This window comes from Methylocaldum sp. RMAD-M (assembly GCF_017832375.1).
Lineage (GTDB): Bacteria > Pseudomonadota > Gammaproteobacteria > Methylococcales > Methylococcaceae > Methylocaldum.
The window spans coordinates 122,889-143,289 of the sequence record NZ_JAFIBZ010000001.1 but is presented as its reverse complement, the minus strand read 5'-3'; the positions used below and the strand labels follow the sequence as shown (position 1 = coordinate 143,289).

The window sequence follows — 20,401 nt, the reverse complement described above, 5'->3', positions numbered from 1 at the left end:
GGTTTGGCGTAGCGCGCGAAGTAGGTCGGCAATCCCTTGCCGACGCAGCCCGTCGGCGGGAGCTCTGTCGGCAAAGGATTGCCGACCCACGCATCTCCGATGCTCACCGCCAAGCCGCAATAAAAAACACTCTAGGAAGGCAAAGAATCCATGCGTATCCCCATCTATCAGATCGATGCATTCACCGATCGCCTATTCGGCGGCAACCCGGCCGCCGTGTGCGTGCTCGGTCGCTGGCTCGACGATTCCGCGCTGCAATCGATTGCCGCGGAAAACAATCTTTCCGAGACCGCTTTCCTGGTCGGCGGGAACGGGCGTTACAGCTTGCGCTGGTTCACGCCCACGGTCGAGGTGGACCTGTGCGGCCACGCGACTCTGGCCGCGGCCCATGTGGTGTTCCGGGAAATGGAGCCGGCCTTGCGGGAAGTGATCTTCGACAGCCGCAGCGGCGAGCTCCGGGTTCGCCGCGAGAACGAGCTCATGACGCTGGATTTTCCGGCGAGTCACGGCATGATTTGCGATTGCCCGGACCTCCTGGCCGAAGGGTTGGGCCGCAACCCCCTGGAAGTCCTGCGCGGTGCCATGTACCTTTGCGTTTTTGCCGACGAAGAGGACATACGCTCCTTGCAGCCCGACTTCTCGGCTTTGGCCAAGCTCGACCTCATGGGCGTCATCGTCACGGCGCCGGGCCGCTCGGTGGATTTCGTTTCGCGCATGTTCGCACCCAAGGTCGGCATTCCGGAAGATCCGGTGACCGGCGCGGCCCACTGCCTGCTGACGACCTACTGGGCGGAGCGCACCGGGAAAACCCGCTTCACCGCGAGACAACTGTCCAGCCGGGGCGGCGAACTGGAATGCGAACTGCGGGGGGAACGCGTTCTCATCTCGGGCCGGGCCGTAAAATACCTGCAAGGCGAAATACTGCTTCAATCCTTTACCGAGGAATCAACGATCCCATGACGCTTCGATTGTCCCGCCGTGCCGAGCGGCTCACCAGTTCCCTGATCCGCGACATCCTGCAAGTCACCCAGCGGCCCGGCGTGATTTCCTTCGCCGGCGGATTGCCCGCGGACGAACTGATGCCGTCCCTGGATTTCGAAGGCCTCGCCGACGACTACCGCCAGTACGGCCCCAGCGAAGGCGAACCTGCCTTGCGGAGCCTGATCGCGCAGAACCTGTCCACATTGGGGGTGGATTGCAACGCGGATCGGGTGCTGGTGACATCCGGCTCGCAGCAGGGCATCGACCTGGTCGGGAAGCTGTTCGTCGACGAAGGCTCGCAGGTCTTGCTGGAAGCGCCCACCTATCTCGCCACGATCCAGGCGCTCGGCGTGTACGGCGCGGAATTCGAAGGACTTCCGCTGTCCGCCGACGGCGTCGATCCGGATGCGTTGCGCCTGGCCATAGACCGTCGCCGACCGGCTTTCGTCTATTTGATCCCGACTTTCCAGAACCCTTCCGGGTATTGCTACTCGGACGAAGTCCGGCGCGCGGTAGCCCAGGTTCTGGACGAAACCGGCGTGCCCCTGATCGAAGACGATCCGTACCGGGACCTGGTCTACCAGACGGTCGACCGTACCCCGATCTGCGCCTATCTGGAACGGGCGCCCTGGGTTTATCTCGGGAGCTTTTCCAAGATCACCGCGCCGGGCCTCAGGGTGGGCTATCTCGCTTCGTCGCCGGAACTCTTCTCCGGACTGGTGCGGCTGAAGCAGTCGAGCGATCTGCATACCAACCGCATCGGCCAGGCCTGGCTCACGCGGTTTCTGAGCTCGGCCGGGTTCGACGAACACATGGCGCGGATGATCCGGGTCTACGGGGAACGGCGCGACGCCATGCAGGCCGCCCTCCTGCGCCATTTCGAGGGGCTCGCCGAGTGGCGGGCGCCTGCCGGCGGCCTGTTCTTCTGGCTGCGTCTGACCCGCGAGTGCGATACCCTGGCGGCGCTCCAGGCGGCCCTCACGCGCGACGTGGCGTTCATGCCGGGCGAACCGTTCTTTCCCGCAAGAGACCAGCGTTACCCGGCCTTGCGCCTGAACTTTAGCCATGCGGCTCCGGAAAACATCGAGCGGGGCATCGGCCTGATCGCGGAAATTCTGGGGGAAATCACCGACCGCGGTGGAAACCGCACGAACAGCCCGTCCTTGTCCGTCTGAACTTTTTTCATCGAAAAGGAGTTGTCTTTCATGAATCTGACCCTGGTCATCGGCAACAAGAATTATTCCTCCTGGTCGCTGCGCCCCTGGCTGTTTCTGAAACACCACGGCATTCCCTTCGAAGAGGTCCGGATTCCCCTCTATCGAGAAGACACGGCAAGCCGCATCGCCGCCTATTCGCCGTCCGGAAAAGTGCCCGTACTGGTGAACGATGGGGTTACTGTCTGGGATTCCCTGGCCATACTCGAATACCTGGCGGAACGCTTCCCGGAAACCGGCGGATGGCCGAAAACACTTTCCGACAGGGCAAAGGCCCGCTCGCTCGCGGCGGAAATGCACGCGGGCTTTCAGGCCTTGCGCACGCATTGCAGCATGAACTGCCGGCGACAGTCCGCAAGCAAGGAATTGCCCGAGGACGCTCAAAAGGATGTCGCCCGAATCGGGCAAATCTGGCAGGACTGCCGGGAGCGGCACGCGAATGACGGTCCTTGGCTGTTCGGCCGCTTCACCGTCGTCGATGCCATGTACGCACCGGTGGCCTTGCGTTTTTGGACCTATCGGCTCGATGCAGGTCCTGTAGCGCAGGACTACGTGAATACGGTGCTCGGCCATCCTGCCATGGTTGAATGGATCGAGGCCGGCAAATCGGAAACCGAGGTCATCCAGGCGTTCGAGGAATGAAAACGCGGATTTGGCTAGCGTTGCTGGCGGTTTATTTCGTTTGGGGCTCGACCTATCTGGTGATCCGCTTCGCGGTGGAAACGCTTCCGCCGTTTCTGTCGGGCGGGCTCCGCTTCCTCGTTTCAGGCGTGATCTTGCTGATCTGGCGACGCGCGGCCGGAGATGCCATGCCGACCCTTCGCCAATGGCGATCGGCAGCCATCGTTGGCACCTTGCTCCTCCTCGGCGGCAACGGGCTGGTCTCGTGGGCCGAGCAGACCGTTCCATCGGGCATTGCAGCGCTGATTATCGGCGCGGTGCCGATGTTCATGGTGATCGCCGACGCGCTCAGGCCGAACGGCGTCAGACCGACGGCCCGAGTGATCGCCGGGCTGGCCATCGGCTTCACCGGGATTTACCTGCTGGTCGGCCCTTCGGAATTCTCGGACGACCTGCATTTGGACGCTCTCGGCGTGGCGGCGCTCCTGATCGCCGGATTTCTATGGGCACTCGGCTCGATCTGCGGCAAAACCCTGAATCTGCCGAAGTCCGCCTTGATGACGACGGGCGCGGAAATGCTGGCCGGCGGTTGCGCCCTAATGGCCGCGAGCGCCATGAACGGCGAATTGAAGGGATTCAGCTTTTCGGAGGTTTCCACCGACTCGTGGCTGGCATTGGCGTATCTCATCGCCTTCGGGTCTATGATCGGTTTCGTCGCGTACGCCTGGCTCTTGCAAAACGCGCCGATTCCGCTGGTGGCGACCTACGCCTACGTCAATCCGCTGGTGGCGGTGTTCCTCGGCAACTGGTTCGCGCAGGAACCGCTGACCCCGCGCATCCTGTCGGCATCGGCGATCATCATCGGATCGGTGGTGTTCATCAATAGCACCGGCCGGTCGAGAGCCCGCAAGGAAGCGGTGGTCGCGGTGAACGAATAATCCTCTTTCCCCGTATTCCGCTGCGCTGCATACGGGCTACGAAAACGCAGATTGGAGCAATAGTCTCATGTACGAGCTCAGCTATTACGAAACCATGGCCGAATACAACGCCTGGATGAACGAGAAGCTCTACCGGGTGTGCGCCGAAATTCCCGACGAACTCCGGAAAAAGGATCTCGGCGCTTTTTTCGGCTCGATTCACGGCACGCTCAATCACCTGCTCCATGCCGACCTCATCTGGATGGGACGCTTGGCTGGGCTGCCGTTGACAACGGCAGCCCTGGGCCAGGAACTTTATTCCGCGTTCGACGACTTGCGGCGGGAGCGCGAGACGATGGACCGGGAGATTCTCGACTGGACCCGGACACTCTCTCCCGAACGTCTCGCTCAGCCCTTCACCTATACCAGCCTTTCGGACCGTAAAACGCGCACCCGGCCCTTCTGGCTGCTGGTCGCACATCTCTTCAACCATCAGACCCACCACCGAGGACAACTGACGACCTTGCTGAGCCAACTGAGGCTCGACTACGGCGTCACTGACCTCCCCTGGCTGCCCAGCCTCTGCGAATTCGATCCGGCCGAGTCAGGGTGATGCGCCGGAGGGCGTCCGTCGAGCTTCAATCGTTCCTGAATGTCGATCGCAATACGATGACCGCCCCCTTGCCGAAACCGTAGCTGGTGAGGACGATACTAGCCAGCAAAAACAGCCGAAACGCCGCCGGAAACAAACCGTCCGAGGGCGTGGGAGTATCCAGCACCGGAAACATCGCCTGCATCAAAAACAGGCTGGAATTGGTGAAGGCACCGACCACCATGGCCCAGCGCACATGCCAGGGCAGCGGCACTCTGGCGGCATAGAATCCGAAAATCAGGGCGCTCATGAGCAGGAAATCCAGATGCGCCTGCAAGAGGCGGGTGAACTTGCCCGGAAAAATGGCCGGCAGCACGGGCAGACCGAATCCCAGGCCGACCATGCACCAGGCCAGAACCAGAGCCATCAACAGCCACAGCGCGGCGCCTCTGAGCAATATCATGTTTCCCGCGAGTCCTGAATCTTGCTGCATCGTCAATCTCATCGTGAATTCCGGTTACAAATCGGTGCCGCGCAGTATGAATATTTCCGCCTTTGTCCGCTGGATCGGGACGGAAAGAAAACTTGACTGAAACGGCGGTTTTGCCGTTTACAGCCGTTTGCCGCACGCCTACTATCCGGAGCCATCGAGAAAAACGCGAACCTGATCCATGCACACAACGAATACCAAGGCCTTAACGCTATCCACAGCCGATGTGCCCAGAAGCGAGAGGCAGGGCTGGCTGCGGGAAGTCATTGGCCGGGAGTACGTCAAGGTGGAAATCAGCCCACCCGCCGACGGCGCATTGTTCAACCAGATGACGATATATCCATGGGAAGACCTGCGCCTCTCCGCTATCCGGTCCAACGCCATCGGCATCGAACGGCTGCCGGGCGAGCCGTATCGGTCCGATCAGGACGCCTATTTCGCGGTCGTGTTGCTCTCGGGCCAATACTCTCTGGAACAGCAGGGACGGGAGGTTTTTCTAAGACCCGGCGACATCACCCTCTACGATGCCACCCGGCCCCACCGCATCTACTGCCCGCGGACTTTTTCGAAACTGATCGTCTCTATTCCACGCACGATGCTGAGAGACAGAATTGCCGGAATCGAGCACTGCACGGCGCGCCGGATTCCCGGAAAAGACGGCATCGGCGCCGTGGCGTCCATGTTCCTTCGCGGGTCCGCCAGCCAGGCGGGCCGCTTGAATCCGCACGAGTTCTCCGCCCTTGCCGAACAGTCGCTCGGCCTGCTGACCCTCGCCATAAATTCGGTGCGTCCCGCGAACTTTCATCTCTCCCGCAGCCGTTCGCTCTCCCTCTACCGGGTCAAGGCGTTCGTCGAGCGGCACCTTTCCGACCCCGGCCTGAATGTCGAATCGGTCGCGAGCGGCGTGGGCTTGTCGGCCCGCTATATCAACGATCTTTTCAAGGACGAGGAGACCTCCCTGATGCGCCATGTCTGGCGGCGCCGGCTGGAAAATTGCGCGAAAAACCTGCTCGACTCGGCGCATGTAGGCCACAGCTTGTCCGAAATCGCGCTCCGCTGGGGGTTTAACGATCTGTCGCATTTCAGCCGGGCTTTCAAGCAGCGCTTCGGCTGCTCGCCGCGGGAATATCGACAGCGGGAACACTAAGAGCCTATCTCGGTAGACCGTTCGCCCCGAGTCGAAGGGTTTTTGGGACCTACAGGAATAGGCCTAAGTACATTCCGCAAATATTTGCGGGATCTCGACAGATTGGCTTGACTGGCGGGGTTGTCCTGCAGGTTGCCTATGCCGCAAGACTTCCCTGAATGTACTTATTAATCAGGCCCGTAAATACCCTCCTGGTATTTCGGGCCGCCGCCCAGGCCGGTACACGCCCGGCCTGGGCTCACGCGGCTTGTCGCCGCGCCGGGGCATCCCTGCCCCGGATTAACCCGGCCTATATTTATAGGCCGGGTTAATAGAGCATTTTCATACCTACTGTACGGGCACTGGCGAGTAGGTCGGGAATTCCTTCCAATCGCAAACGGTCGCTTTAGTCGCGACCCTTCCAATCGCAAACGGGAACTTTGGGAGCACCAAAGTCCCCCTTCCAATCGCAAACGGCGTCTTCGGGAAGGGCGTGGCCGGCGCTCCCGGCTAGGCCGTTTGCGATTGGAAGGGTCATCCCAGCGCTCCTGGGATGACCGTTTGCGATTGGAGCGCCGAAGCCGCCCTTCCCGACGCCATGCTCCGGCCGAGCGTCTTCGTCGGCAAGGGATTGCCGACCTACGACCGTGCATCCCCGTAGATCGGGAATCCTTTCCCGACGCCACGTCCCGGCCGAGCGTCTTCGTCGGAAGGGTCGCGACTAAAGCGACCGTTTGCGATTGGGAAAGGATTGCCGACCTCCGAAAGCTTGAGTCGATCTACCCTGGCTGAAGGCGCCAACGACTCCTGCCAGGCCTGTTTTGCCGTACGAGCGAGATGAAAACGCTCTAAATGCCTGCGCGCAGATTCGGCACGATTGATCGTTCCATCGAAAAAATTCGGCATCGGGTGAATGGAGAAGTGGAATTGAGTTCGCTATTGCGTCGTCCTGCCTTGCAGAGAGATCCATGAAAAAGAAACAACTTGCACTTTCGGCAATCACGCTCCTGCTTTCCGCATCCGCATTATCCGGCAGCTTTATTTCCATCCGCGATCATCAACATCTCAATATCCCATGTCTTATATTCGGGATTAACGGATTTTCCGGCGGGATTTTAACCGCGGTTCGCCTTTCCATCGGAAGACAGCTCGTAATGGTTTTTATTCATTACAGGTGGTTTTCATTTATGGTGAAAACTTCGTTTTCAAATTGGATCCCGGATTCGCCATACCTTTGAATATGCTGGAAGGTTCCATACAAGATGTCGCAAACCCGAGAGGGCTTGGTATCAATCTATTTGCGATATTACTTTTGGTGCTGAGTTCAAAACGCATTCTCATAGATCATGATTACCCTTGAAAAGCTCGAGATATACCAACGATTCGACGGCGACATCGATGGCTGGATTCGGGGCTCGCGACATCCCGATTCATCCGGCATGACCGATGCCGACTGGTCTTTGATCGATGAGCTGCGAACCGCGCTCCACATTATCGCTTCGGGGGCGGCCTCTCCGCGGTTTGCCGCGGCGACTGAACGGAAACTGCGCTTATCCGTGGCCGATGAACGAACTCGCGAGGTGTTGCGCAAACTCGCAGTGCCAAAATGAGCTACACGACCCGCGAACCGTTTCGAGTCGCGCATCGGAAGCCGGCGACAATCGACCCTGTCCTGTCGCGGAACAAATTTAGAGGGCGGATCCACGAAATTCAGGCTATTAACCGGTATTATCGCCGCATGCTCAAACTGTCACGGGTCACCAAAAGCTATGACGGCGTTGCCGTGCTTCGCGACATCGATCTCTCGATTCCCGAGGGGCAGGTGGCGGTGATCATCGGCGCGAGCGGTTGCGGCAAATCCACTCTGCTCCGGCTGGCGAACGGCCTGGTCCTCCCGGACCGAGGCACCGTCGAGTTGATGGGCACGCCGGTCACCGCCTCGACGGCTCTGGCACTGCGCCGCCGAATGGGCTATGTCATCCAGGAGGGCGGACTGTTTCCGCACTTGACCGCCCGCGGCAACGTGGCCTTGATGCCGGGCCGGCTCGGCTGGTCATCCGCGCGAACAGAGGCGCGGATGATCGAACTCGCAGAACTGGTCCGCCTGCCTACGGGAACGCTCGGCCGCTACCCGTCCCAACTCTCCGGAGGCGAACGGCAACGAGTGGCCCTGATGCGGGCGCTGATGCTGGACCCCGAGATCCTGCTGCTGGACGAACCGCTCGGCGCCCTGGACCCGCTGATCCGCTACGAACTCCAGACCGATCTCAAGACGCTGTTCACCGCTCTCGGGAAAACCGTTCTGATGGTGACGCACGATCTGAGCGAGGCCGGCCATTTTGCCGACGAGATCGTGCTGCTGCGCGAGGGCTCCATCGAACAGCGAGGGCCGATGACGGCTTTGATCGATTCCCCGGCCACCGAGTACGTCGCGCGCTTCGTGCGGGCGCAGCGCAGCCTGGTCGACGGACTTGTGCAACGGGCGACATGATCTACCGGCTGACCCTGCTCTTGAGCTTGTGGATCGGTTACGGCTCGGCTCCTGAAGCCGGGGAGACGACGGGTGTGGCCGTGGGTTCCAAGGAGTTCACGGAATCGGTGATCCTCGGCGAGATCGCCGCCCAGATCCTCGAAAGCGCAACGATCGACGTGCAACACCGAAAGCAGCTCGGCGGGACCCGGTTCCTTTGGCAGGCTTTGATCGATGGCGAGATCGACCTCTATCCCGAATATACCGGGACTCTGATCGAGGAGGTTCTGGGCGACCGGCTACAAGGGAAGCGGGACCTGGCGACGCTGCGCCGGGTCCTGGCGGAACAGGGCGTGTCGATGACCGAGCCGCTCGGATTCAACAACACCTATGCCCTCGGGATGATGACCGCTCGCGCGGACCGCTTGGGAATCACCACCATCTCCGAGCTGCGCGACCACCCGGAGCTCAAGTTCGGTTTCAGCAACGAATTCATGTCCAGGGCGGATGGATGGCCCGGGCTCAGACGAGCCTACCGCTTACCCCAGCAAGCGGTCGTGGGTCTGGATCATGGGCTCGCCTATCGCGGCCTTGCCGGCGGCCGCCTGGATGTGACCGACCTCTATACCACCGACGCGGAGATTCAATACTACTCGCTCCGGGTGCTCGAGGATGACCGAGGCTATTTCCCCGACTATCGCGCCGTGTTTCTTTACCGGGCCGACCTCGCCGAACGCCTGCCGGCCGTCCTTCCGGTACTCCGACAACTGGAAGGCCGGATTTCGGAGAAAGAGATGACCGCCATGAACGCGGCGGCCAAGCTCGGCAAGGTATCGGAGCGCAAGGTGGCCGCCGACTTCCTGCGGAAACGGCTAGCCATCGCGTCCGAAGCCGAGGTCGAGGGCCTGGCTGCCAGCCTGTGGCGTCACACGCTCGAACATCTCTCTCTGGTCGCAATCTCGCTGGCCGCCGCCATCCTCGTGGCCATTCCGCTGGGTATTCTATGCGCGCGTAGACCGCGCCTGGGAAGGCTGGTACTTGGAGCCACCGGGATTCTTCAAACGATACCGTCGCTGGCGCTCCTCGTGTTCATGATCCCGCTGCTCGGAATCGGAGCCTGGCCGGCCGTCACCGCTCTGTTCCTGTACAGCCTCCTGCCCATCGTGCGCAATACCTATACCGGGCTTCAGAACATTCCCGGTCCGCTTCTCGAATCGGCCGATGCGCTCGGCCTCCCCCGCTTCGCCCGGCTGCGACTGGTGGAGTTGCCCCTGGCCTTGCGCACCATCATCTCCGGAGTCAGGACGGCTGCCGTGATCAACGTCGGCATGGCGACCCTTGGCGCACTGATCGGTGCGGGAGGATATGGGCAGCCGATTCTCACGGGCATTCGCCTGGACGATACGGGATTGATCCTCCAAGGGGCTGTCCCTGCGGCCCTGCTTGCGCTATTGATCGAGGGCGTCTTCGAGCTTGCCGAACGCCGGCTGGTACCAAAGGGGTTGCGCGGGTGACCGGAAACCTCCCGGCGTTGCACAACCTTTCGCAGCCCGCCGGGGCTTACGACCCGCTAACCGTCTTGAGTCTCGTATCGATCTGCCGAGCCAGGTTCTCGATGCCCTTGGCGGTGAAGTTCTGCTGTTGGCCCTTGACCTCGACGATGAAGTCGCCGACGACATTGCCGGTCTTGGTATCGATCAAATGCGCCATGAGATAGACGAACAGGAAACTCGGCTTGTGCAACCGTCCGACGACGACGAACTCGCTCCCGCTATTTTTCCCGAGCTCCGCCGCTTCGTCCGAATGATCCCAGAGGTATCCGAACCCCTTGGTGGCGGCGGCTTGAGCGGCCGGGTCGGTCGCATCGATGTGATAGCCCTTGCCACTCAAATGTTCCTCCAGTAACCGTTTCAGCGAGGCCGTTCTTTCCACTTCTTCGGCAACGCCCGGATTCGAGGTGACATCGTTCAACTCGAAATCCAGAACCCCAATACTGGAATTCGCGCGTACCGGAAGGGAAACGAGGATCGCGAGAGTAAGGACTGAAATGATCTTGCTTAAGACAGACATGACTATGCTCCTATCGTAAATCCTGCTCGATGCCGCTGATCGCTGCTCAAACTTCGTGGCCGGGCACATCGATCGCTTTCGTCACATTCAGCTTTTCGAGCATGCTTGCTTTCTCCGGAAGTTGGACCGGAAAGCCCAAGGCGGACAGCTATTGCCTTCTTGGCGGCCTTTCCCGCAGGTCTTGGACGAAATAGGCTATGGCCCGGCGCCAGGATTCGTCCTTGTCACCCCGAAAATCGAAGGCGCGGTTGATCAGGGTTTGCCCCGTGGCGACGTCGCGGATTTGGATGTGCAGGCTGAGGACCAGATTGCTCATTCGGAACACCCATCCGACGAGAACCCGCTCGGCGCCGAGCCGCCGGGCGATGTCCAGCTCGCAGCCGTTGCAGGCATGCAGATAGCGGGCCGACTTCAGCTCGGCGACGAGTTCGGGAGCCGGCCCATGATCCACCACCCGGTACAACCCGCTGCGGCTCAGATCGTCCCGCAAAACCTCGGTCATGACAGCGAGCCGCCTGCCCCACTCGGCCTCCCGCGTGCTGTCGCCGAGATCGCCGGTGAGTTCCAAGTCCAGCACTGCGAGCGTCTTAAGATCAGGACTTTCGCCCGTCGACGCCCGCTCGGCCGGAGGACTGTTCTGAGACCAGACGGGGGAATGGACTAGCACCAGAACTGCAAAAATCGAGATCAGCCGAACGAACGGGGAACGATGCATCGGAATCGCCTCATTGAAATCCAGCCTTCTTACCGGGTACGCTGCTTGGGTCACAGCGAGTTCTTCGCCCAAGCTACGGCTCAGATTACAGCATAACAATTGACGTTTCGTCAAAATTTATCCATACCGTCAAAATCATGACGAAATTAACCCGAAAGCAACGTGAAATCATCGCCCGGAAGGAATTGATTTTGGACATATCGGCGAAGCTGATCGCCGAACAGGGCTTCAGCAACTTCGGGATGGACCGGATAGCGGAGTTGACCGAGTATTCCAAGGGCACCATTTACCAGCACTTCCAGTGCAAAGAGGAGGTGCTGATGCACCTTTGCATACGCGGACTCCGAACCTGGCGCGACTTTTTCGATCGCGCGCTGAAGCTCCGCGGCAACAGCCGCGAACGGCTGCTGGCCATACACCTGGCCCACCACTTCTACGCCAAGCTGTACCCGGTGGAATACGAAAGCATTTACACGGTCAAGTCCGCCGGCGTCCGGGAAAAAATCTCGCCGGAGAGCCACGCGGCTCAAAACGAGCTCATGAAGGACGTGATCGACCGGGTCGTCATCGTCATCGACGAAGCCATCGAAAACGGCGACTTGAAGCTGCCGGGGACCATGGCGCCGCAGGACCTGGTCTACGGTTTCTGGGCATTGCATTACGGCGAACTCATGTTCGAAACCTTCAACTTCCCTTACCGGAACATGGGGATCGGCGACCTGGAGAACAACGTCCGGCTGGTTTTGCGGACCCTGCTGGACGGGCTTCCCTGGGAACCGGTCTCGACCCGGCACGACTACACCGCTTCGGCGGAGCGCATCATGCGCGAAATCTTTCCCGAGGAAGCGGCGGCGATCGCGGCACGCTGAGATCGTTTTATCGTTCTGAAAGAGCAGCGGCTTCGCTAGGTGGCGCTTCGATCGCCGCCTCCGGTGCCTCCACCTCAGCCTGTGCAACCAGCCGACGGAGACGTCCCTATTCGAAATGTCCAGCAAGTTCCGCGTCCGCAGAATTGCTAGAATCCGCCGTTTAACTCCAGGAAAGCATTCATCTGCATGGGAACAGGACTTCGGAAAACGGTCGGGCGTCGCAAACATAGACCTCCGGCCAGCGGCGAAGCACGCCGCCCCTTACACCTTCCCCGCCTCTGGCAAGGCATCGGCTGGCTGATGGTCGCCGTCGTGGTCTGGCTGAGCCTGACGCCGGAACCGCCTCAGCCGCCCACGCCGTTGCTCGCTTGGGACAAGGCGCAACATGCCTTGGCGTATGCCTCGCTGACGTACTGGTTTCGACAGGCCTTCCTGCCCCGTTGGCGCTGGCCGCTGTTTCTCCTTTTCCTGGGGATCGGACTGGAATTTCTTCAAGGACTCAGCAACGTGCGTACATTCGATCCGGTCGACATGGTCGCCAACGGCATCGGCGTTTGCCTCGGCCTGGCGCTCAGCCGCACCCCGCTCGGAAGGCTGCTTGCGAAGATCGATGCGCTTGTCGGCGGCAAAGGCTAGGCCGCTCGGCGGGTTACGGCCTTACAATACTTTCCGGTCCGGTTTAGCGGTCCAAGGGAGAGTAGGTCGGGAATCCTTTCCCGACGCAACCGTCGGAAAAACGGCTTCGTCGGCAAGGGGTTGCCGACCTACTATTAGCCCACATTTCTCGCACGCCTTTGTCGCAAGGGTGTCAAGGCGCTGCACCGGCCAGCAGGGAGCCGGCGAACAGCGCAGTGCCCGAGGGGTACGGCAAAGCCCCTGGCTACTTCCCTCCCCCCTCGCCACCCTCGGTGTCGATCGTCGGCGCGTCCATGCTCTTCTCGATGGCCCTGATGGCTTCCAGTTTCTCCCGAAGAATTTTCGCCTCGTCGGTCGGGGGATTGGTCTTATCGACCGTCTTCGAGTCCGGGGCACAAACCGTCGCCTGTTTGCGGTCCGGTTTTCGTTCCGCGGCTACCGCTTTTCTCGACAGACTCCCGGCCCGCTTCAGAGTCTCCATTTGAATGGCAACCAGGTTCTGTACCCTTCCGTCCGGCATCCGCTCGGGGGGTATGGCCCCCACGGACGCCAAGATCTTGGTCGTGTCGCCGCAGGCTTCGGAAAGCGTTCGCGCAATCAGAAGGTGCAAGCGCACGCCGACGTCCGGATTTTGCCGGTAATGCTTGAGCATCCGCCGGCATTCCTCGGCGCGAGATGCGGCGGTTTTATTGGCGAACGCGGCGCCGAAGCCCAGCAGTTCGTCGATATCCGATCGCGAATAGGCATCGTGGGAAGGTGTGTAATACGAAGCCCGGTAGCGGTCCGGGTAGAATTCCGCGCAGCCGGCCAACACCGAGAGCCCCATTAAAACTGTACTGCGGACAAGCATGTTCATTCAGGCAGCCTCGACCAGCGGTAATTGAACCCGGATGCGAGCGCCTTGTTTGTCCTGCCGCGGTTCGAGAACCTCGATCTTTCCGCGCTGATTGGCGACGCACTCGCTGGCGATGGCCAATCCCATTCCGGTACCTTCGGTGGCGAGGCTGGACGCGGCCTTGCCCCGGTAAAACGGTTCGAATACATGCTTGCTTTCCTCTTCGTCGATACCGGGCCCGTCGTCTTCGACCTCCAGCTCCATGTTGCCCCCCACGGCGCGGAGAATGATTCGAATTTCGCCGCCTACGGGCGAGTAGCTCACGGCATTGGAAATCAGGTTGTCAATAATGGTTTGTAGCTGGTCCCGATCGCCGGACACCTCGACCGGCTGGACCAATTCCTTGACCGTCAAGGACTTCGCTTGCAGGCGAGGCCGGTGATCCGCGATGACGGACCTTAACAGATCCTGCATCTTAACGCTTTCGGCGACATTCTGTTCCGGTTCCTCGTGAAGCCGGTTGTAGCGGGTCAGCTCCGCCAACAACTCTTGCAGCTTTTGAATGTTCGTGGTCAGCGTCCGGCCGATTTCGCGCTGTTCAGGACCGGCTTCGTCACTCATCATCTCGAGCTGTTCCGCGCTTTCGACGATCCGGGCCAGCGGCGTCTCGATCTCGATCGACACATTATCCATCAACTGCCGTTTCGACTCTTCGAGCGAGCGCAGACGCGTCCGCAACAATTCCAATTGATCGCCGAGATACCGAAGATCTTGCGGCCCCGCCACGCTGATAGGCTTTCCGAAATCCCGCGCCGTCAGCCTTCGGATCGCTTCGTCCAACTGCCGGACCGAGCGGCTGAGCAAGGTCAGCAAGAACAGGATGACGGCAACCGAAGTAGGCAAGAGAAATCCTGCCTTGATCACCAGATCCTGCTGAACCGATCTCGACTGTGCGTAGAGCTGTTTCGCCTCCCGGTCGACCTGTTCCGAGATTTCCTGCCACAAAGCATTAGCCGCCGCATGCAAACCTTGAAATGCCTGGTCGTCGGGCAGGGCGACGCGATCGCCGGTGTCGGAGCTGATGATTTGCTCGTAAACCAAGCGCTCTTGCTCCGACAACCGGTTGATCGAAAGCGCGACTTTTTCGTCCACGCCCATTTTCAGCAGTTCGCCCAAGGCCTCCCTCAGGGAGTTCCGAACGGTTTCGTAAGACTGCCGCTCATAGGGCTGGCGCAAGGCCGGATGCGCCAAAATGACGAAGAGCTTGGCTTTTCGCTCGATATCGGAAACCATTTGTAGCGCCGAGCGGGCGGTTTTCACCTGCTCGACGATCTGATAAAAGGTTCTTTGCTCCAGCCGCGCGATGTCGCGCATGGCGAAGGCCGCATACATCACGGCAAACAGCAAGGGAACCAGAACGACCACGAACCCTATGGGGATCAGGTATTTCAGCGAGAATAACTTTTCGAATCTCATCCGCTTCAAATCAATCATTGCCGCATCGTTGGGTTCGCAAACCGACCTCGACGATGCCGTAACACTCTTGTGACCTCCCTTATGATAGGGATTTATCGTCCGGTCGTGTTGAATGGCGTGTTCGCCCCACGAGCGACTTCCTGCGCAGCGGCGTATTCTGCAAGGTGAATCGAATGACAAAGCATTTTTTTTCGAAGGGCGGATTTGCCATTGCGGCGGCAACCTGGCTGACTTTGGCTACCGGCGCCGAACTCTCGGGATTGCCGGTTCCGGGCAGCGCCGAGAATCCTGCTCTGCTGCTCGAACTCGGCAGCCAGCCGCCGTCGGCCGCAGCCCAGGACAATGCGACGCGTGTTTATAAGGGCGATGTCAGTGCCCACGAAGGAGACGCCTCGATTCAAACCGGTCCGGATGATATCAGTTCGCTGCATCCGGGATTCGGCTCGTGGAATGTCGCTTTCCGATTCAAACTGGAACCCCGGGCGAACGCGAGCCCCTACACCTTTTGGGCGCGCTGGCGGCAAGGCGGCGAACCGGAGGTTTGCGTGCAGACCTTCGAGATTTGGGCGGGACCCGATGCCTCGAAGCTCGAACAACGCGCGGTCGTGAAGCTGAAACCCAAGGGCTGGGAATACGCCTGGATCGGCGCGGAAACCCCGCTGACGCTCAAGGCCGACGATACCGTAATCGAAATCCGCGACAGCGGAGCCGGCCACGACGCCAAGATTTTCGACGCTTTTCTGCTCGGCGGCCCAGAGTCGCCGACGGCGCTTCCGGAACAAGGCACTAACGAACTTCCGGCGGTTCTTCTGGAATTGGGCAAAACGCCGCTTTGGATGTCGGCGGGCAAAGATCCCGCGATTCGGGTCCATTCCGGAACCGCTGCGGGACTCGAAGGCGCGGGCTCGATCCTGACCGAAAAAGACGAAGTCCAGGTTTTTCATCAAGGCTTCGGCGCCTGGGGCGCGAGCTTTAGGTTCAGCCTCGATCCCGCCGTTCCGCCCGGCCTCTATCGCTTCTTCGCAAGGTACAAGAGCGGCGGCGAAGTGTCGCAGGTCGCCCAGACCTTCACCGTAAAAGCCGGCGCCGATCCGAACGCACTGGCCGCTCGCGGCGAATTCGTAGTGACCAACACCTCGCCCTGGGAATACCAGTGGGTGAAAGGCGCTGCCACCGTGGCCATCTTGCCGGGCGACAAGGTGCTGCAAATAGAAAACGCGGGTAAAGCCGACGGCGCGAAGGTTTTCGATGCCTTTCTCCTCAAGATGGAAACGCCGCTCGGCGACTGGATGAGCGCCTCGGCGGCGGGAGCCCGAAACCGCTTTCTGGCGCGGACGAAGAGTGTGTCCGATCCTAGCGGACAGCTCTACGTGCTCGACGGCAAGGGCGATCATGGCGAAATTTTGTTCCGGGGATTGGCGGCCGATGCCGCACGCCAGCGGGTTCAAAAGCTCCGGGTGAACTATTCGATCGGGCCCGAAGCCGAGGACATGGCACGGCGCCTCAATCTGCCCGCGCTGCCCGCCGCGCTCGTAACCGACAACAACTACACCGTGCTCGGCGCCCTCGCCTCGCCGAAAAACGAAGCGGCCGTGGCGAAATTTCTCGCCGATCCGGAACACGCGGGCACGATGCTCACAATCCCGGCCGTCACATCAGACGCGCCTACCACGCTCCATAACGGCGTGCCCGAAGCCTGGCTGGTGGGCGGATTGCAGGATGGCCTTGCGGGCGTTTCGATTTACGGCCTCGATAGCGAAACCGTGCTGCGCCCGAATCCCGGTCAATCTTACCTCAGCACGGCGATGATGGGCGGCAAGATAAAGACCTGGCAAAAGGCTCCGGTCGCAGCCAACGGCGTCACCGTCATCGAGCCCGCCACCGATCACTCCTACGGCTGGTCGCGCGGAACCGGCTACGCTCAGCTCTATCTTCACGTCGACCAGCCGACCCAGGCGCTGCTGAAATTGCGCCAGTCCGGGATCAGAACCGCCGGATGGCTGGACGGGCAGCCCCTCTCCTTCGCCGACGATCCGAACCCGCCGGCCGACTTCCCCGCTCCGGGCGAACCGGCCAAGAATGCACTACAGGGACTCACCACCGAGGGTCTTGCGGTCACCGCCCTGCCGGAACGCGCCGAGCCTTCACAGGCCGCGCCCTTGGCGCTTGCGCCGGGGTGGCATCGTCTGCTGGTCAAGCTGGCGATGCAGCACGATAAAGGCGAGAGCTTCTTCTTTGCCGCTCGATTTACCGATGAGTCCGGAAGTCCGCTCGATTCGATCAAGACCCAGCTCGCCGATCCGAACGCCGATTTGGCGCTCAATACGATAGCCGCGAAACTCAGGCCGCTCGTCTACGCCGACGCGCCGGCCAACCTGCCCCGTCCGGGCGACCCGCTCAAGCTGCGCGCCGATATCCGCTGGCATCCGATTCTGGAGGAAACCGATCTGCCCGCTCCCCTGCCCCGCTTCCGCGCCAAGCTGCGCCTGCGTGTGACGGATTACCGGGGCAACGAGGTCGCCGTGAAAGAGATCGATGGTCTCTTCCCCGGCGAGGCCACGCTCGATTTCGGAAAAACGCCCAAAACGGGCTATTACGCCGTCTACCCTTCCCTGCACACACCCGACGGCAAGCTCATCATGGCCTATCCCGCCGACGGCTTCACCGTGGTTCGCGGAAACGCCGCCCAAATGGAACGGCTGGACAAGAAAAAGCTCTGGAACAACGACTATTACGCCTTATTCGACGGCGACAAAGGCTTCCGCCAGGAGGGCGGCTATTTCGCATGGCTGGAGCGCATGGGCATCTACAAGAGCTACGGCTCCTATCCCGGATTCCCGCCGGAGCATCAAACGAAGTGGGAGCGCGCCAAGTCGCGCGGACTGGTCTTCTTCGGCGACACCTCGGGCGACAGCCACTGGCTCAACGACAAACCGGAAGACGGCCGAGCCTTCATCGAAAAGGCTTCGGCCTATACTCGCTTCTTCAAGGCGACCAACGAGATCGACATCCGCCGGGAAGGAGAATGGCAAAAACTGCGCGACCCCGCCCATTGGGTCGAGCGGGCTAAGTGGGAGTACGAAGCGGTGCACCGGGCGCGGAAAGACGGCCATTACGTCGGCGGCAGCCTGGTGCGCCCCGGCGATACGACGGATGACGGAGGCTATGCCGGGGGCTTAAGTTCGGGAAAGTGGTTCGCCGAAGTGCTCAAGCTCGGCCTCGACAAGTACCAGGACGCCTGGGACGTCCACGCCTATCCGCAACGCCCGCCCCGCTTCGGCCATCCTATCGGCAACGGCTCCACCGAAGACGAACGCGGCGTCCTCTCGGCTTACGAAAGTCTCGGACGCAAGAACACCCTGCCGTTCTGGCTGGGCGAAGCCGGCGCCAAAACCGCCCACGGCTTCACCGGCCGCCGCTGGCAGGCGGAACAGGCCGCGAAGATGATCGCCTGGGCCAACAGCCGCAGCGACTACTTGGGGCTGGCCTTCTGCCTCGGCCACGAATACGACTGGGGCTACGGCCGCCTCTGGGACTACTCCATGGGTCACAAACCCGCCGAGGCGGCTCTCTACACCGCCGGCGCCCTGATCGACGGCTTGCCCTACAAGGCCGTGGACACCCAAGACGCCAACATCCAGGCCGCCTATTTCGGCGAAACCTTCATGATCTGGCGGACGGACGAGCAGGCGAGCGATTGGCCGCTAAAGCTCGATCCGGGCAAGGCTTGGGTTGTGGTAGACGTGGTGGGACATGCTGAAAATCTTGCGGTCGATAAGGACGGCAAGGCGGCTGTCAGGGTGTCGGCGAGTCCGTTGTATGTTTTGAGCAAGGGGGATTATGAAAGGTTGATGCGGGGGCGGTAGCTGGTTGATGGGTTTCGCTTCGCTCTACCCATCCTACATGGGCTTAACTTGAAATAAGATGCAGTATGCCTTTCCGTATTTCACAGCCATCGTTTCAGTCGCTGTATATTGAAATGCAGGTACTTGGCAATACCATTGCATCGGGTAGCAGCTTCGTAGTCATAGGTGCTGCTGGAGTGCCATTCCTCATTACGAATCGTCACAACGTCACAGGCCGAAACCAAGATTCCGGAGAACTTCTTTCAACCACAGGTGCTATACCTGATACTCTCGTCATCTCACACAATTCCAAATCCGGCTTGGGTGAATTCGTAAAGGTAAAAGAGCCGCTCTACAATGGCGATACTCCGCGTTGGATCGAACATCCAACTCTAGGCGCCAAAGCTGACGTTGTTGCCCTTCCGGTATCCGAATCAGACGGCGTAGCGTTGTATCCGTATAAAACGCGTTATGAGACTCACTTAGATGTTGAGCCAGCACAAATGGTCAGTGTTGTAGGTTTTCCCTTTGGCATGCGGACAGGACCTTCATTCGCAGTATGGGCTACGGGCTTTGTCGCATCAGAGCCAGAAATCAATCATAACGGTTTACCGGTCTTTCTAATTGACTGCCGAACTCGGAAAGGCCAATCTGGTTCTCCTGTCATTCTTTATCGGAATGGCGGCGGGATTATTACCCACGAGAACTCTACCAGTGTCATCAGTCCGGTTTGTCAGCTGTTAGGCATCTATAGTGGCCGTATAAATCCAGAGTCCGATCTTGGCATTGTTTGGAAGTCCTACGTAATTGCCGAGCTAATTGATTACGCGAATACAACTTGTAGCCCATAGCCCGCGTAGGATGGGTAGAGCGAAGCGAAACCCATCAATCCTAAAACCTATTCGAAATCCAAATCGTCCATTTCCGGACCCGCCCAATCCTTCGAGTAAATACCCAATCGGACATACCGATGAAATGAAGAATACGGCCAGTTTGACACTGCCTTTACATATCCGTGTTTCACGGGATTATGGTGAATGTAATCGACATACCGCGCAAAATCTTCGTCGTCACGGATGACGTGTTCCCAAAATCGGCGTTGCCATACTCCGCGTTCACCCTTACGGGAACGACTTTTGGAAATGCGTTCTCCCTTTTCAATCTCTCTGGAAAAGGCTGATTTAATTTGCCGCCAGCGTAGGCTGAAATCCTGTTCGCTCTTTGGCAGGGTCCAAATCGTATGGAGGTGGTCCGGCAAAATCACTACCGCGTCGATCGTGAATGGATGCGCTCCTTTGACCACACGAAAAGCTTCGCGCAAGGCACCAATATGGTCCGTCAACAGCTTGCGATGCCGCTCTGCGAGGTTAACCGTAAAGAAATATGTACCTCCCTCGACACGGAAACGGCGATAGTCGGTCATGGTTTACTCGGAGTCTTTAGAATCGTCTATGGTGTATCACAATTCTGGAATGATGGGTTTCGCTACGCTCTACCCATCCTACGCGATCTCGCCGGATGTCCCCGCGTGTCAATGAGAGCGA

Annotated in this window: 20 protein-coding genes; 14 read left to right on the top strand and 6 right to left on the bottom strand. The window is 60.0% G+C overall.

The window, feature by feature from the left end; genetic code table 11:
* The first annotated feature begins 150 nt into the window (after window positions 1–150).
* The 5 genes from JOD69_RS00605 to JOD69_RS00585 all read left to right on the top strand — a co-directional run bounded on the left by JOD69_RS00605 (window position 151) and on the right by JOD69_RS00585 (window position 4,346).
* Window positions 151–960: a PhzF family phenazine biosynthesis protein gene (locus JOD69_RS00605; RefSeq protein ID WP_086133632.1), complete on the top strand. Its 810-nt coding sequence runs from the start codon at window positions 151–153 to the stop codon at window positions 958–960.
* Entirely contained in the window at window positions 957–2,156 is a 1,200-nt protein-coding gene (locus tag JOD69_RS00600) for a PLP-dependent aminotransferase family protein (RefSeq protein WP_168183765.1), read from the top strand. The genes JOD69_RS00605 and JOD69_RS00600 overlap by 4 nt, the downstream gene beginning before the upstream one ends.
* 30 nt (window positions 2,157–2,186) lie before the next feature.
* Complete coding sequence (locus JOD69_RS00595; protein WP_086133634.1) at window positions 2,187–2,837, top strand: glutathione S-transferase family protein; 651 nt, start codon at window positions 2,187–2,189, stop codon at window positions 2,835–2,837.
* The gene (locus tag JOD69_RS00590) at window positions 2,834–3,754 is read left to right on the top strand and encodes an EamA family transporter (protein WP_086133635.1); all 921 of its coding nucleotides are present in this window, start codon (window positions 2,834–2,836) and stop codon (window positions 3,752–3,754) included. Before JOD69_RS00595 ends, JOD69_RS00590 begins: the two co-directional genes overlap by 4 nt.
* A 67-nt stretch (window positions 3,755–3,821) precedes the next feature.
* Window positions 3,822–4,346 (top strand): DinB family protein, encoded by a 525-nt coding sequence (locus JOD69_RS00585; protein ID WP_086133636.1) that lies wholly within the window; start codon window positions 3,822–3,824, stop codon window positions 4,344–4,346.
* A 25-nt stretch (window positions 4,347–4,371) separates the two neighbouring features.
* Here the strand turns inward: JOD69_RS00585 and JOD69_RS00580 are convergent, their stop codons facing one another.
* The gene (locus JOD69_RS00580; RefSeq protein WP_077731761.1) at window positions 4,372–4,818 is read right to left on the bottom strand and encodes a hypothetical protein; all 447 of its coding nucleotides are present in this window, start codon (window positions 4,816–4,818) and stop codon (window positions 4,372–4,374) included.
* A 178-nt stretch (window positions 4,819–4,996) separates the two neighbouring features.
* On the opposite strand from JOD69_RS00580, the gene JOD69_RS00575 reads away from it, so the two are divergent.
* The 5 genes from JOD69_RS00575 (at window position 4,997) to JOD69_RS00555 (ending at window position 9,925) form a co-directional block, all read left to right on the top strand.
* Entirely contained in the window at window positions 4,997–5,962 is a 966-nt protein-coding gene (locus JOD69_RS00575; RefSeq protein WP_086133637.1) for a helix-turn-helix domain-containing protein, read from the top strand.
* Window positions 5,963–6,909: 947 nt separating this feature from the next.
* The gene (locus tag JOD69_RS00570; protein WP_139841031.1) at window positions 6,910–7,179 is read left to right on the top strand and encodes a hypothetical protein; all 270 of its coding nucleotides are present in this window, start codon (window positions 6,910–6,912) and stop codon (window positions 7,177–7,179) included.
* Window positions 7,180–7,287: 108 nt separating this feature from the next.
* A complete protein-coding gene (locus JOD69_RS00565) occupies window positions 7,288–7,551 on the top strand; it encodes a hypothetical protein (protein ID WP_086133639.1) in 264 nt (87 codons plus the stop codon).
* 128 nt (window positions 7,552–7,679) lie between these two features.
* Window positions 7,680–8,432 carry an ATP-binding cassette domain-containing protein gene (locus JOD69_RS00560; protein WP_086133663.1) on the top strand — a complete coding sequence of 251 codons (753 nt, stop codon included), beginning with the start codon at window positions 7,680–7,682 and terminating at the stop codon, window positions 8,430–8,432.
* Complete coding sequence (locus JOD69_RS00555) at window positions 8,429–9,925, top strand: glycine betaine ABC transporter substrate-binding protein (protein ID WP_086133640.1); 1,497 nt, start codon at window positions 8,429–8,431, stop codon at window positions 9,923–9,925. Before JOD69_RS00560 ends, JOD69_RS00555 begins: the two co-directional genes overlap by 4 nt.
* A 46-nt stretch (window positions 9,926–9,971) precedes the next feature.
* Here the strand turns inward: JOD69_RS00555 and JOD69_RS00550 are convergent, their stop codons facing one another.
* Together JOD69_RS00550 and JOD69_RS00545 are read right to left on the bottom strand one after the other, a co-directional pair.
* Complete coding sequence (locus JOD69_RS00550; RefSeq protein ID WP_077731710.1) at window positions 9,972–10,481, bottom strand: DUF2380 domain-containing protein; 510 nt, start codon at window positions 10,479–10,481, stop codon at window positions 9,972–9,974.
* Between the two features lie 148 nt (window positions 10,482–10,629).
* Window positions 10,630–11,310 carry a DUF3280 domain-containing protein gene (locus JOD69_RS00545; RefSeq protein ID WP_143735232.1) on the bottom strand — a complete coding sequence of 227 codons (681 nt, stop codon included), beginning with the start codon at window positions 11,308–11,310 and terminating at the stop codon, window positions 10,630–10,632.
* Between the two features lie 23 nt (window positions 11,311–11,333).
* On the opposite strand from JOD69_RS00545, the gene JOD69_RS00540 reads away from it, so the two are divergent.
* Both JOD69_RS00540 and JOD69_RS00535 read left to right on the top strand, forming a co-directional pair.
* Window positions 11,334–12,065, top strand: coding sequence for a TetR/AcrR family transcriptional regulator (locus JOD69_RS00540; RefSeq protein WP_077731712.1), 732 nt, complete (start codon window positions 11,334–11,336; stop codon window positions 12,063–12,065).
* A gap of 186 nt (window positions 12,066–12,251) precedes the next feature.
* On the top strand, window positions 12,252–12,701 hold the full coding sequence (locus JOD69_RS00535) for a hypothetical protein (protein WP_077731714.1): 450 nt from the start codon (window positions 12,252–12,254) through the stop codon (window positions 12,699–12,701).
* A gap of 244 nt (window positions 12,702–12,945) precedes the next feature.
* Here the strand turns inward: JOD69_RS00535 and JOD69_RS00530 are convergent, their stop codons facing one another.
* Both JOD69_RS00530 and JOD69_RS00525 read right to left on the bottom strand, forming a co-directional pair.
* Window positions 12,946–13,557 carry a hypothetical protein gene (locus JOD69_RS00530; protein ID WP_240506844.1) on the bottom strand — a complete coding sequence of 204 codons (612 nt, stop codon included), beginning with the start codon at window positions 13,555–13,557 and terminating at the stop codon, window positions 12,946–12,948.
* Window positions 13,558–15,030: a HAMP domain-containing sensor histidine kinase gene (locus tag JOD69_RS00525; RefSeq protein WP_240506846.1), complete on the bottom strand. Its 1,473-nt coding sequence runs from the start codon at window positions 15,028–15,030 to the stop codon at window positions 13,558–13,560.
* 155 nt (window positions 15,031–15,185) lie between these two features.
* Here JOD69_RS00525 and JOD69_RS00520 point away from each other — a divergent pair, with 155 nt between their 5' ends.
* Both JOD69_RS00520 and JOD69_RS00515 read left to right on the top strand, forming a co-directional pair.
* Window positions 15,186–18,878: a hypothetical protein gene (locus tag JOD69_RS00520; RefSeq protein WP_139841032.1), complete on the top strand. Its 3,693-nt coding sequence runs from the start codon at window positions 15,186–15,188 to the stop codon at window positions 18,876–18,878.
* Between the two features lie 65 nt (window positions 18,879–18,943).
* Window positions 18,944–19,708, top strand: a complete 765-nt coding sequence (locus JOD69_RS00515) for a trypsin-like peptidase domain-containing protein (RefSeq protein WP_086133641.1) — start codon at window positions 18,944–18,946, stop codon at window positions 19,706–19,708.
* Between the two features lie 47 nt (window positions 19,709–19,755).
* On the opposite strand, the gene JOD69_RS00510 is transcribed toward JOD69_RS00515, so the two are convergent.
* Window positions 19,756–20,280: a transposase gene (locus JOD69_RS00510; protein ID WP_086133642.1), complete on the bottom strand. Its 525-nt coding sequence runs from the start codon at window positions 20,278–20,280 to the stop codon at window positions 19,756–19,758.
* Window positions 20,281–20,401: the final 121 nt, after the last annotated feature.